Origin of the sequence: Gordonia sp. L191, from assembly GCF_030077625.1 — a bacterium.
Classification (GTDB): Bacteria; Actinomycetota; Actinomycetes; order Mycobacteriales; family Mycobacteriaceae; genus Gordonia; species Gordonia polyisoprenivorans_A.
The window spans coordinates 3,554,041-3,567,022 of the sequence record NZ_CP125996.1 but is presented as its reverse complement, the minus strand read 5'-3'; the positions used below and the strand labels follow the sequence as shown (position 1 = coordinate 3,567,022).

Annotated in this window: 12 protein-coding genes; 6 read left to right on the top strand and 6 right to left on the bottom strand. The window is 66.6% G+C overall.

Annotated features, from left to right (window positions below; translation table 11 throughout):
- Positions 1–118 precede the first annotated feature (118 nt).
- From QNM97_RS16140 to QNM97_RS16130, 3 genes are all read left to right on the top strand, one after another.
- A complete protein-coding gene (locus tag QNM97_RS16140; protein ID WP_283819363.1) occupies positions 119–439 on the top strand; it encodes a putative quinol monooxygenase in 321 nt (106 codons plus the stop codon).
- A gap of 226 nt (positions 440–665) precedes the next feature.
- Positions 666–1,244, top strand: coding sequence for a TNT domain-containing protein (locus QNM97_RS16135; protein WP_283819362.1), 579 nt, complete (start codon positions 666–668; stop codon positions 1,242–1,244).
- 2 nt (positions 1,245–1,246) lie between these two features.
- A complete protein-coding gene (locus QNM97_RS16130; protein WP_283819361.1) occupies positions 1,247–1,696 on the top strand; it encodes an immunity 63 family protein in 450 nt (149 codons plus the stop codon).
- Here the strand turns inward: QNM97_RS16130 and QNM97_RS16125 are convergent.
- The 5 genes from QNM97_RS16125 to QNM97_RS16105 all read right to left on the bottom strand — a co-directional run bounded on the left by QNM97_RS16125 (position 1,688) and on the right by QNM97_RS16105 (position 8,381).
- Positions 1,688–4,033 (bottom strand): MMPL family transporter, encoded by a 2,346-nt coding sequence (locus QNM97_RS16125; RefSeq protein ID WP_283819360.1) that lies wholly within the window; start codon positions 4,031–4,033, stop codon positions 1,688–1,690. The two genes, QNM97_RS16130 and QNM97_RS16125, sit on opposite strands and share 9 nt — an antisense overlap.
- Positions 4,034–4,046: 13 nt before the next feature.
- Positions 4,047–4,682, bottom strand: a complete 636-nt coding sequence (locus tag QNM97_RS16120) for a TetR/AcrR family transcriptional regulator (protein ID WP_283819359.1) — start codon at positions 4,680–4,682, stop codon at positions 4,047–4,049.
- 109 nt (positions 4,683–4,791) lie between these two features.
- A complete protein-coding gene (locus QNM97_RS16115) occupies positions 4,792–6,306 on the bottom strand; it encodes a DEAD/DEAH box helicase (protein ID WP_283819358.1) in 1,515 nt (504 codons plus the stop codon).
- Positions 6,307–6,585: 279 nt separating this feature from the next.
- Entirely contained in the window at positions 6,586–6,822 is a 237-nt protein-coding gene (locus tag QNM97_RS16110) for a hypothetical protein (protein WP_283819357.1), read from the bottom strand.
- A 35-nt stretch (positions 6,823–6,857) separates the two neighbouring features.
- Positions 6,858–8,381 (bottom strand): alkaline phosphatase family protein, encoded by a 1,524-nt coding sequence (locus QNM97_RS16105; RefSeq protein ID WP_283819356.1) that lies wholly within the window; start codon positions 8,379–8,381, stop codon positions 6,858–6,860.
- Positions 8,382–8,595: 214 nt separating this feature from the next.
- Here QNM97_RS16105 and QNM97_RS16100 point away from each other — a divergent pair, with 214 nt between their 5' ends.
- The 3 genes from QNM97_RS16100 to QNM97_RS16090 all read left to right on the top strand — a co-directional run bounded on the left by QNM97_RS16100 (position 8,596) and on the right by QNM97_RS16090 (position 12,409).
- Positions 8,596–10,053 carry a dihydrolipoyl dehydrogenase family protein gene (locus tag QNM97_RS16100; RefSeq protein WP_283819355.1) on the top strand — a complete coding sequence of 486 codons (1,458 nt, stop codon included), beginning with the start codon at positions 8,596–8,598 and terminating at the stop codon, positions 10,051–10,053.
- Positions 10,054–10,151: 98 nt separating this feature from the next.
- A complete protein-coding gene (locus tag QNM97_RS16095) occupies positions 10,152–10,586 on the top strand; it encodes a MarR family winged helix-turn-helix transcriptional regulator (protein ID WP_006373008.1) in 435 nt (144 codons plus the stop codon).
- The gene (locus QNM97_RS16090) at positions 10,583–12,409 is read left to right on the top strand and encodes an MFS transporter (RefSeq protein WP_283819354.1); all 1,827 of its coding nucleotides are present in this window, start codon (positions 10,583–10,585) and stop codon (positions 12,407–12,409) included. The genes QNM97_RS16095 and QNM97_RS16090 overlap by 4 nt, the downstream gene beginning before the upstream one ends.
- On the opposite strand, the gene QNM97_RS16085 is transcribed toward QNM97_RS16090, so the two are convergent.
- Complete coding sequence (locus tag QNM97_RS16085; RefSeq protein ID WP_283819353.1) at positions 12,334–12,969, bottom strand: GPR1/FUN34/YaaH family transporter; 636 nt, start codon at positions 12,967–12,969, stop codon at positions 12,334–12,336. The genes QNM97_RS16090 and QNM97_RS16085 overlap by 76 nt on opposite strands.
- Between the last annotated feature and the right edge of the window lie 13 nt (positions 12,970–12,982).

Below are 12,982 nucleotides of genomic sequence, written 5' to 3'. Positions count from 1 at the left end.
CCCACACTATCTCTCTCCGCCGATACCCGAGTGAGCGGTCGGTAAGCGCGGGTGAACTGTCTCAGAACGAGACGGATCGACGCACCGAACGGCCGGTTGGCGCCCTAGGCTGATCCTCATGATCCACATCGTCGCCACCTGGAAGATCAAGCCCGAGTATGCCGACTCCTGGCCGTCGCTGAGCAAGGAATTCACCGAGGCCACGCGTGCCGAACCGGGCAATCGCTGGTTCGAGTGGTCGCGCAGTATCGACGACCCGAACGCCTACGTCCTCATCGAGGCCTTCGACGACGACGCCGCCGGAGCCCACGTCAACAGCGATCACTTCGCGAAGGCCACCGCCGAGCTGCCTGCTTATCTCGCCGAGACCCCGAAGATCATCAACACCACCGTCGATCAGGATGAGTGGTCGGAATTGGGGGAGATGGCGGTCGATTAGGACTGCAGTTCTCTGAGATCCGGCTGTATAAATAGTGAGGCGCGGTTAAGATCTGTGCAGCTCGCCATGGTGACGAGCACCTTTGTAGAAGGGCGCGGCCATGGTTCGTCGCAGAGTTCTGCTGATTCTGTGCGTTTCTGTCTCGATCATTCTCTCGGGCGGCGGGATTGCCTCGGCTGCACCGGGTTCGGTCGATCTGGGCTCGTCGGGTTGGGACATTCCGGGATTGACCCATGGATGCTCCAAGGAACTGCTCAATTCGGACAAGCGACTCGGACCGGAGACCTTGTCGAACAAGGCTCCGGTGGGTCCGCAATTGGTGGGGTACCACCGATTTGGAAGTCTGGATGCCACATCGTTTCTGGCGAAGTGGTGGAACGACGGCAAGAACACGTGGAACTGGCCCGACAAGCAAGGCTATGTGCTCGACGGCGACGGCAATCCCATCAAAGACGAGATCACTCTGTCGCCCGGAACGAGGATTGATCGATACGGCAGCGAGTACGGAAACTTCCTGGCACCGGAAGGCACCCCGTATGCCAAGCGTGGACTCCCGCCGGTGAACCTCGTCTCCGACTATCCCGAATCGTGCAACTACCACGACTACACGGTGCTCAAGCCCATGAAGGTCTACAGCGGCAAGATCGCCCCGGTATTCGAGCAGCCCAGCCTCGGCCTGCAATACGAGGTGGTGGCCGACCTGCTGGTGGTCACACCGAAGGACGAGGAGTGCGGAGCGACGGTGAACGTCTTCTGGCTGCGATGCGCGGGTTACCTGCAACAGACCTTTCCGGGACCGCAGTAGCGGTGACCCGACCGCCGAACCTGCTCGACGACGAGACGCGCACGCGTATCGAGGACCTCGCTCGCCGGATGGACACCCGGCCGGGTGATGTGCCGGAACTCGGATTCGTGCGCGACGATGGCTTTCCGTCCTGCTGGCAGGCGCCGGACGGCTCCTGGCATCTGATGAGCCGGGAACGGGGACAGGTCATTTCCGATCGGGTGACCACCGATCGTGAGGAGTTCGTGCGGATCGTCGCCGAGCAGATCGCCGAGATGCGGGCCCACCGGCTCCACGAGCCGGGCACACCGGGTTTCCGGCGTGCGGCATGGCAGGAACAATACGACGCACTCGGAGCGGTCGACCGGGGATGGGCCCGGCAATGGCTCGACGCCACGCGAACAGAGTTGATCTCGCGTGGCGCCGACGCCGCGGTGCTCGACGGGTTGCCCTCGGCGCAGGACTCAGCGTGAGGTGCTGACGGGTTCGCGTTCGGGCTCGTCATCGGGTGCCGTGCCGGCACCGAGTTGCTCGCCCTCGATGTCGATGTTGGGCAGGATGCGGTCGAGCCAGCGCGGCAGCCACCACGCCTTGTCGCCGAGCAGCGTGAGCACGGCGGGCATCAGCGTCATGCGGATGATGAACGCGTCGAACACCACGGCGACGGCGAGTGCGAAGCCCATCACCTTGATGAACTGCATGTCCTGCAACATGAACGCGGCGAACACCGAGATCATGATGGCGGCGGCCGCGGCCACCACTCGCGCGCTGTGCCGGTAGCCGACGACGACCGCCTGCTTCGCGTCGGCGCCGTGTACGTAGGCCTCCCGCATGCGCGTCACCAGGAACACCTGATAATCCATCGCCAAGCCGAACACGATGCCCACCAACATGATCGGCAAAAAGCTCACCAGCGGCTGCGGATTGCTGACGATGCCGCCCCAGCCGTCGGTGAACAGCGCGACGGTGACACCGAAGGTGGCCGCGACCGACAGCAGGAACCCGAGTGCGGCGACGAGCGGCACCAGGATCGAGCGGAACACCACGATCAGGATCAGGAAGGCAAGACCGACCACGATCAGCACGTAGGGGATCAGCGAACTCGACAACCGGTCGGAGACGTCGAGTTCGATCGCCGTCTGCCCGGTCACCCCGTACGACAGTCCGGTGCGTTTCTCGACGCCCGATTCCATGTCGCGCAGGTGGGTCACCAGATCGTGTGTCTGGTCCGAATCGGCGGCGCTGGAGGGGATCACGGAGATCTCGACGGTGTCGCCGGCCTCGTTGATGCCGTCGGCTGCGATCCATGCGTGTGCCACACCGTCGGTGGCGCGGACCTGACCGACGAGGCGATCGAAGGCCTGCACGCGTTCGGGCTCGCCGTTGACGCCGCGTCCGTCGACCACGAGAACGAGCGGTCCGTTGTAGCCGGGTCCGTACTCGTCGGCGACGAGGTCGTAAGCCTGTCGCTGGGTGGTCGAGGGGTCCGAGGTGCCGTCGTTGGGCAACGCCAGTTTGAGTCCCACCAGCGGTAAGGCCAGCAGGATCAGCAGCACGACGATGACACCGGTGATCACGCGCGGATGATCCACCACCCGCCGCACGTAGCGCTGCCCGTTGTGCACGCGCACCGAGTCCTCACCGGTGACGTCCGGGGCATTGAGGAAACGCAGACGGCCGGCGAAAGCCTTGCTGCCGAAAAGGCCCAGGATCGCGGGCAGCAGCGTTAACGCCACCAGCACGGCCACGATGACGGTGCCCGCGGCGGCGATGCCCATCGCGGTGAGGAACGGGATGTTGACCACGGCGAGCGCGGCGAGCGCGATCACCACCGTCGAGCCGGCGAAGACCACCGCCGAGCCGGCGGTGCCCACCGCGCGTCCGGCGGCCTCGGCACGATCTGCCGACTTGTGTATCTCATGTCGGTAGCGCGAGACGATGAACAAGGCGTAGTCGATTCCGACGGCCAGGCCGATCATCGTCGCGAGCACCGGGGTCTCCTGGCTCAGGTCGAAGAAGCCGGTGGCGATGGATACACCGAGCATGCCCACGGCGACACCGATGATTGCGGTCAGAATCGGCATCCCCCAGGCGACCAGGGAGGCGAAGGTCAGGATCAGGATGATCGCGCCGATCCCGATACCGATGATCTCCGAGGTTTCACTGAGCTTGAATCCGCTTGTGGCGGTGCCCTTCATCTCGACGGTCAGGCCGGCGTCGCGGCCGGTCTGGGCGACCTTGTCCATCGCGTCGTGCATCGACGAGGTGACATCCGCGGCGGCCGAGACATCGAACCCCGCCCCGAACTGCACGGCGGTGGCGTCGGCGTTGACCGGCGCTCCGGCCTGCACGGTGGCCGCAGCGGCCTCGGGGGTGGCGCCGAATGTCTTCTCCTGGAAGGCGATCAGCTGCTGACGGATGGGCCCGGGGTTGGCCTGGGTGCCGTAGACCTGCAGCGGATTGATGAGCTTGTCGGGGTTCTTCACCTTCTCGACAGTCTTGAGCTCGTCGAGCATGCGCTGCACCGCGTCGGCGTAACGCGGGTCGGACAGCGATGCCCCCTTGGGCGTGGCCACCACGTAGGTCACGCTGACGTCGTCACCGAATTTCGGCTTGTCCGGGAAGCGTTCGACCATGAGGTTCTGCGCCCGCTCGGACGGAATGCCCGGGATCGAGAAACTCTCGGTGGTGGGTTTGGACAGGAACGCCGCGCCGACACCGAGTGCGATCAGCACCAAGATCCACACTGCGATGGTCTTGAACCGGTTGGTGTAGGCCCAGCGGCCCACCCGGGACAGGAATGTTGCCACGGAACAAAACTCCTCAGTTGTTGGACAAGCTCGGGGATGTGATCGGAAGTTGTTGTGTCATGCCGGCTCCCAGCTGATCGAAAGCGGCGTCGAGCATCTCGCGGGCGGAGTGGTGCCCCGTGTCGCGGTGCGCCGACCAGAATTCGAGCGCGGTCCGCGCCGCACACAGTGCGGTGGTGAACGCAAGGTGGGGCTGCAAGGTCTCGGGGTCGGCGCCGCGGGCAGCCATCATCTCCGACAGTCGTGTGTCGATCGAGGCGCCGAGATCGATGCTGCGGGAGTGCGCGGTCAGGGCGGGTTCGGTGTCGAACAGGCGCAGTAGGGTGACCAGCGCCTCCGGGTCGGTGTCGGAGTCGCTGGCGATCTCGGTCATCGCGAATCGCAGGGAATCCCACAGTGATTCGCCCTGCGGGCGGGCCCGGACGCCGTCGTCGATGCGGTCGAGGAGAACACCGACAAAGGCGATGAGGGCGTCCTCTTTGCTGGTGAAGTAATTGTGGAAGGTGCGCACCGACACCCCGACCTCGGCGGCGACGGCGTCGATGGTCACCGCGTCGATGCCGTCACGGGTGGCCAGGGTCAGGACGGTCTCTGCGAGGGCGAGACGGGTGGCCGCCTTCTTGGACTCACGTAGGCCGGATGATCGCATGACTCCCACCGTACGGAAATTGCACGGGCCTGCAATGTTGCAGACCCGTGCAATTTTGAGGGGCTCGTCTCACCGCGACCCGCGGGTGATGCGGGTCACGCGAGAGGTGTCAGCGAGCCGACGAGGAGGTGTGTCGACGTCCGACCTGGCCGTTGCCGTTGCGGCCGTTGCCACGCCGCGAGCTGCTCTGACCGTCGTGGCCGCGGGCCCCGCCCGACCGTGCGGCGGTTCCGGTGCGAGAGCTGCTCGACTCCGGGTGGCCGGTCGCCGACCGGTGAACGCTGCCCGAGCGCGACCGTGAACTCTGTCCACCGGACTGCTCGCTGCGCGCGCGGCCGCCACTGTCGCGACCGCCGGCGCGGGCGCCACCGCGGTTGCGTCCGCCGGACTGGCCGCCGGATCGACGCGGTCCGCGCGCCTGCCGCTGCGGCGCGGGCTGCTCGGGGGCGGGCGTGACATGGGCGGCCCGCTCGCCGACGAGGGTGACGACGGCCTCGGAGCCGGCGTCCACACGCTGCGGGGTCACCTGGATCTTCGCCTTGTGCAGCAGCGACCGCAGGTCCCGGCGCTGCTCGGGCAGGCACACGGTGACGACGTCACCGGCGTTGCCGGCACGCGCGGTACGACCCGAGCGGTGCAGGTAGGCCTTGTGCTCGGCCGGCGGATCGACGTGCACGACCAGCTCGATGCCGTCGACGTGCACGCCGCGTGCGGCGACGTCGGTGGCGACGAGCACGCGGACCGAGCCGTTGCCGAAGGCCGCGAGACTGCGGTCGCGCTGGGCCTGCGACAGGTTGCCGTGCAGATCCACCGCGGGGATGCCGTCGGCGGTCAGCTTCTTGGCGAGCTTCTTGGCCTGGTGCTTGGTCCGGGTGAACAGGATTCGTCGGCCGGTGCCGGAAGCGAGGGTGTTGATCAATGCGGTCTTCTCGCCGGCGCCCGACACCTCGAAGACGTGGTGGGTCATCTGCTCGACGGGCGAGGAGGAATCGTCGACCGAGTGCATCACCGGCTGGTTCAGGAACCGCTTGACGAGTTTGTCGACGCCGTTGTCGAGGGTGGCCGAGAACAGCATCCGCTGTCCGTCGGCGGGGGTGGCCGCGAGGATGCGGGTGACGGCGGGCAGGAAGCCGAGATCGGCCATGTGATCGGCCTCGTCGAGCACGGTGATCTCTACGTTGTCCAAACGCACGATGCGTTGCTGCACAAGGTCTTCCAGACGACCGGGGCAGGCGACGACGATGTCGGCGCCGCGGCGCATCGCGTCTTCCTGACGCTTCTGGCTGACGCCGCCGAAGATGGTGGTGACGCGCAGGCTCAGCGCCGCGGCGAGGGGCTCGATGGCCGTGGCGATCTGGGTGGCCAGCTCACGGGTGGGGGCAAGAACCAGTCCGGTCGGTGCGCCCGGGGTGCGGGTGACCTCCATCTCGGCCAGTCCGGCGACCAGCGGGATGGAGAAGGCCAGGGTCTTGCCGGAGCCGGTACGGCCACGGCCGAGGACGTCGGCACCGTCGAGGGTGTCGGTCAGGGTGTCGGCCTGGATGGGAAATGCCTCGGTCTTGCCGTCGGCGGCGAGTACCTCGACGAGTGCGGTGGGTACACCGAGGGATGCGAATGTCGTCATACGTGTGGTGCCTTTCGGGCAGTCTCACGGCGCAGGGATCACCCACATCGCGAGATGGATGGCGAACGCGCGGGTCCGCGCATTCGTTCGCCGTATGAAGTGGAGTGATCGAGGCGGTTCTCTCCGACCGGCAGGCCAGTGGGCCCGGGTGGGACCGCCGAAAACAGTCGTTCTACGACGTCTGACTCCGCGCTGGGCGGGTCATTCGTTGAGCAACGCTACACGGTTACGGCGAGAATGGGCGAATCGTGGCGCGAGTCACCTCCGGTCCCACGCGTCTCAGGCGACGCTGCTCGCGACGGCGACGATCACCCCGGCGACGGTGAGGACACCGACGACGACCGCGCACGCGATGGCCGTGCGGCGACGGCCCTGACGTGCGGCGCTGATGCCGAGGCCGACGGCGATGAGGATCGCAGCGGCATACACCGAGATGCCGATGGTGAGCCCGGCGACGGCGCCATTACTCATTGCGAGCACCTGCGGAAAGCGGCCCTGATCACGCGTACCGATCATGATCCGAGTACATCACGGTGGTCCCGCGGCGCCGGTCACCCGGTCGGTGCCCGTCGGGTTCCCGGTTGTTGGCGCGGCATCGAATTCGGCGGGACCGGGTAGGGCCGGCCGTGCCCGGCGGTACCCGCCGCGATGTTGGGACCGCATTGCAGCAGTGCGTTCTGCGCGTCGGGATTGGGGTCGCCGAAGTGCGGCCGCGCGGAATTCGGCCGACTACCGAAGTCGAAGGCCGAGGTCATGTCGCCGACAGTCGAACGGCGCCACGCCGTCAGGTTGGGCACGTCGACGCCGAACCGCTTCTCGATCAGCCGCAGCTGCGAGGTGTGGTCGAAGGTCTCCGAGGCCACGAGTCCGCCACGGCTGTAGGGCGAGATCACGAAGCAGGGCACGCGATAGCCGAGGCCGATGGGGCCGCGGATGCCCTTGGCGGCCGGGAACCGGTTGAGATCGCCGACGCTGACGTATTCGCCGGGGGTGCCCGGAGGCGCGGTCGGCGGTGTGACGTGATCGAAGAAGCCGCCGTTCTCGTCGTAACTGATGATCAGGGCGGTCTTTTCCCACACCGCCGGATTGGAGGTGAGGATGTCGAGGAGTTGCACGATGCCGACGGCGCCGAGGGCGGCGGGCAATGCCGGATGCTCGCATTCCATCGCCGGTGGGATCACCCAGGAGACCTTCGGCAGGCGGTTGGCCTTGACGTCTGCGGCGAAGTCGTTGGGATAGGTGGGGGCGATACCGCGCTTGGCGAGTTCGGAATTCGGGTCTTGGGCCTGCTTGAAGCAGCCCATCATGCCGTCGAGGATCACCGACGAGACCGGCCCGAAGTCCTTGTTGTTGTAGATCTTCCAGCTCACCCCGGCCTCTTGGAGGTTCTCCGGCATGGTTCGCCACGAGTAGACGAACTTGGGGATGAGCGTGGGGGTTTCGAGGAGCGGCCCGCCGTGGCGGCCCTCCGGATCGAGGGTTGCACTCATCCAGTACAGGCGATTGGGGTCGGTGGGTCCGAGTACCGAGCAGTGGTAGCCGTCGCACAGGGTGAAGGCCTCGGCGAGCGAGCGGTGGACCGGGATGTCCTCACGTTCGTAGTAGCCCATCAGTGCCGGGGCGTTGTCGGGGCCGACCGACTTGATCGACATCGGGAGCCAGCCGTCGTTGCGGCCGCCGTTCCAGGCCTGGTGCAGGCCGGCCCACGAATGGTCGGGGTCGTTGATGCACTCGCCGTCGAGGTTGGGCCCCGCGGTCGTGTCCAGCCGGAACGGCATGGTGTAGCCGCTGGGCGTCGGGCCCTTGCCCGGTGCCCATCCGTACTGCTTCCACTTGGTGGATTCCTCACCGAAACCCCTTACGCCGGAATAGGTTCCGAAGTAGTGGTCGAACGAGCGGTTCTCCTGCATGAAGAGCACGATGTGCTCGATGTCGGCGAGTGATCCGGTCCCGCCGGGATCGGCCGATGCGTAGGCCTTGTCGATGATCGGTGCGGCCCACGAGGTGAGCAACGCGCCGCCACCGGTCGCGGCGACACGCCTCAGGAATTCACGCCGACCCAGTCCTGCAAACATCGATGAACCCACATCTCCTCGTCGAGTCCCACGGGGCAGGCTGTGCCCCGCCATGACCCGCGGACGGTATCCGACCCACACCAACGGCGGGTGAATCCGCTGTGATGCCCGCGAATCCCTCAGCACCCTAGCGCCTCGAGGTGCTCGCGGAGGAGTGTTGCCGGGATTGCCGGAGTTGTCGAGTTGCGGATCCCGACGCGCCTACGGTGGAGGGATGTCCACGACAGCGACCTATGACGTTCTGGTGATCGGCGGCGGACCGGCCGGGGAAAATGCGGCCGATTACGCGATCCGCGGAAGCGACCGCACCGCCGCGATCATCGACCACGAACTCGTCGGCGGGGAGTGCTCGTACTGGGCATGTATGCCGAGTAAGGCATTGCTCGGGGCGGGTGCCGCCCTGGACGGGGCGGCCGGTCTTCCCGGTGCTCGTCCGTCGCTGGCGTCGGTGGGCCCGGACCGCGGCGCGCTGCTCGCCTGGCGTGACGACTTCACCTCCCACCGCGACGACGCCTCCCAGGTGCAGTGGGCGCGATCGGCCGGCATCGACGTCATCCGTGCACGCGCGCGGCTGGTCGGCGAGCGGGAGGTCGAGGTGAGCGGCGCCGAGGGCACCCGGCGGCTGCACGCGCGCCAGGCGGTGGTCCTGGCGACCGGCAGTACCGCCACCATCCCGCCGATCCCGGGCCTGGCCGACGCACTGCCCTGGACTTCCCGCGACGCCACCAACATGCTCGACGTACCGCGCCGGGTGTTGATCCTCGGCGGCGGCGTGGTGGCGTGCGAGGCAGCGACCTGGCTCACCGATCTCGGCTCCGCGGTCACGCTGGTGGTCCGCGGGGATCGCCTCCTGGCGAATGCCGAACCCTTTGCCGGACAACGGGTTGCTGACGCGCTGTCCGAGCGCGGCGTCGACGTGCGCTTGCGCGCCACGCTCGCCGAGGTGGGTAGGGACGATGCCCGTGACACCGGATACGGTCGGCGCCACGGTGGGCCGGTCCGGGCGCGCATCGCCGGGCGCGACGGCGCGGTGACCGACGAGATCGACGTGGACGAGATCATCGTCGCCGCCGGTCGCACACCCGCGACCACCGACCTCGGTCTCGAGGTCCTCGGCATCGATCCGCACCGACCGCTCGACGTCGACGATCATCTCACCGTCGGCGAGCATTCATGGCTCTATGCTGTCGGCGACGTGAATTCGCGTGCACCACTGACCCACATGGGCAAGTACCAGGCCAGGGTGGCTGGTGAGGTGATCGCGGCCCGCGCCGACGGCACCGATCTCGTGGACCCCCGTTATCGCGCCCTGGCCGATCACGGCGCCGTGCCCCAGGTGGTCTTCACCCGCCCGCAGGTCGGCAGCGTCGGACTCACCGAACGCGCCGCGCGCGACGCGGGCATCGATGTGCAGATCTCGGCGCTCGACATCGCGGTCGCCGGATCCTCACTCGAACGCGACAACTACCGCGGTCACGCACAACTCGTGATCGACCGGTCCCGCGATCTGATCGTCGGGGTCACCTTCGTCGGCCCCGAGGTCGCCGAACTGCTGCATTCGGCAACCGTGGCGGTCGTGGGAAGGGTTCGGCTGCAACAGCTCTGGCATGCGGTGCCGTCGTATCCGACGGTCAGCGAGGTATGGCTGCGGCTCCTGGAGCAGGTGCACTGAGGTTTCGACGCCCCGGGATCGGATGCTGTTGGAAATGCGCCGTTCGCGCGATACGAGCTATTTGATCAACCAAAACTGATAAGTTTAGGCTGTCGATCATGACCGATGACGACATCCTCGACGTCGCGGCAGGACTGCGGCTCACGCTCGGTGTGCTGTTGCGTCGGCTCCGGGCCCATCGCAATCCCGACGATCCGAGTGTCCCGGAGACGACCGTGCTGGCACGTCTGGACCGCGACGGCGAGAGCACCGCGGCCGAACTCGCCCGCCGCGAACAGATCACGCCGCAGTCGATGGGGGTCACGATCTCGTCGTTGCTCTCCGGGGGACTCGTCGCCAAGGCTCCCGACCCCGCCGACGGTCGGCGTGCGGTGCTGCGACTGACCGCCAAAGGCCGTGCGGTGCTCGGTGATCGGCGCAATCATCGCACCCAGGCCATCGCGACCGCGATGACCTCGGTCCTTGACGCCGACGAGATCCGGGTCGTCGCCGCAGCTTTGCCGTTGCTCGACCGGGTGGCCGAGGCCCTGTGAGCGCGCCGACGGACGAGCGGACGGTCACCGACGACCCCGGCTACCGGTGGGTGGCGCTGTCGAACACGACTGCCGCGGTGTTCATGTCGGCGCTCGACGGGTCGATCGTCATCATCTCGCTGCCCGCCATCTTCCGCGGTATCGGACTGGACCCGTTGGCGTCACAAAACATCGGTTTTCTGCTCTGGATGATCATGGGCTACCGCCTGGTGCAGGCGGTGGCTGTCACGACCCTGGGCCGGCTCGGAGACATGTTCGGTCGCGTGCGGATCTACAACGCGGGATTCGCGGTCTTCACCGTCGCGTCGATCCTGTTGTCGTTCGACCCTTTTCACGCGTCCGGCGCGGCGATCTGGCTGATCGCGTGGCGGTTGCTGCAGGCGCTCGGCGGATCGATGCTCACCGGCAATTCGGCTGCCATCCTCACGGATGCGTTCGCGCCAGATCGCCGGGGATTCGCGTTGGGGCTCAATCAGGTTGCCGCGCTGGCCGGACAGTTGAGCGGACTGGTCCTCGGTGGTCTGCTGGCCGCGTGGGATTGGCGGGCGGTGTTCTGGGTGAATGTCCCGGTCGGCGTCTTCTTCACGGTATGGGCCTACCGGAAACTCCGCGACAACGGCGAACGCCATCCGGGGCGGATCGATTGGTGGGGCAACGGGACGTTCGCGTTCGGCCTGTCGGCGATACTCATCGCCATCACCATCGGACTGCAGCCCTACCGCGGTCACACCATGGGCTGGGAGAATCCGGTCGTGGTCGCGCTGCTGGTCGGGGGTGTGGTGTCGTTGATCGCTTTCGGTCTCATCGAGAGTCGGGTGGCCGAACCGATGATCGAGCTGACGCTCTTCCGGATTCGGGCTTTCACCGCCGGAAACCTGGCGGCACTATGTGCGTCGCTGGCGCAGGGCGGACTCCAGTTCGTGTTGATCATCTGGCTGCAGGGCATCTGGCTGCCGCTGCACGGCTACGATTTCTTCGACACACCGCTGTGGGCAGGAATCTTCATGCTGCCCTTGACATGCGGGTTCTTCGTCGCCGGCCCACTGACCGGTGCGCTTTCGGACCGGTTCGGTGCCCGAGGCTTCGCCACGGTCGGCATGGTGCTCTTCGGATCGAGTTTCGTCGGTCTATTGTTCCTGCCGATCGTTTTCCCGTACTGGGCATTTGCGTTGTTGATCGCGCTGAACGGAATCGGCACCGGCATGTTCGCCGCACCCAACACCTCCTCGATCATGGGAAGCGTTCCCGCCCGCTATCGGGGGGTGGCGTCCGGAATGCGGGCCACCTTCCAGAACTCCGGGACCGCACTGTCGATCGGTGTCTTCTTCTCGTTGATGATCGTGGGCCTCGCCGCGCATCTACCCGAAACCATGTCGGCGGGATTGCAGCAACAGGGTGTGCCCGCCGGGGTCGCCGGCGAGGTCGCCGATCTGCCTCCGGTGGCCTCGCTGTTCTCGGCGCTGTTGGGCGTCAATCCGATTGAACATCTCCTCGCCGGCACCGGGGTGCTCGGTCACCTGAGTACGGCCCAGCAGCAGGCACTCACCGGTCACGAGTTCTTCCCTGATCTGTTGTCCGGACCGTTCTACGACGGACTCGTCATCGTCTTCGTCGCCTCGATCGGGTTGTCGATCTGTGCGGCCGTCGCCTCACTGCTACGCGGTGCCCCCACGGCGCCGACGCTGACGTCGACGCCGGAGGTCGTGCGCACAGGAGACGACGGCAGCAGGGATCACGACACCAGTGCTCACGACAGCAATGGACGTCCCAGTGGCAGCGCCGAGCCGCCGGTGGAACTCGACATCGCGTCGAAGAACAGATAGGCGCCGACCGCGGCGAAGGCGAACACCACCCAACCTGCGGCTGTCTGAATGGTGCTACTGCCCTGCGCGGTGGCCAGCAGGACGAGAATCAGTGCGACGTCGATGAGCACGAAGAGCAGGGTGAACGCGAACGGAAGGCGCAAGGTGGCCAAGGTCAGCATCACGATCACCACCACCCACGAGGTGAGGAACACCTCCTGCGTGGCCACGGCGTTGTCGGCTCCGACGCCGTACCAGTTGTGGGCGAGACCGAGCACGAGCGCTGCGTAGCTGAGCCAGAATCCGGAAAAGATGCCGAACACCGCAGCCACCGCGTTCTGTGCTAGCGACAAGGCCCACACGGCGGCGACGAGTTGTCCGATTCCGGTGGCGGCCAAGATGATCGGAATCGACGCGCCGACCGCGGTCGCCGGGACGAATCCGATCAGCACCATCCCGAGTGCCACCGATCCGACGATGAAGGTCGGGACGCCGATGGTCGCCGGATTGCCGACGGGCGCCGGCGGTGCGGTATCGGCGGTGGTGATCACATCGGGTGGGGCAAGTGCAACGTCGGTCATGGGGGTGTCCTTC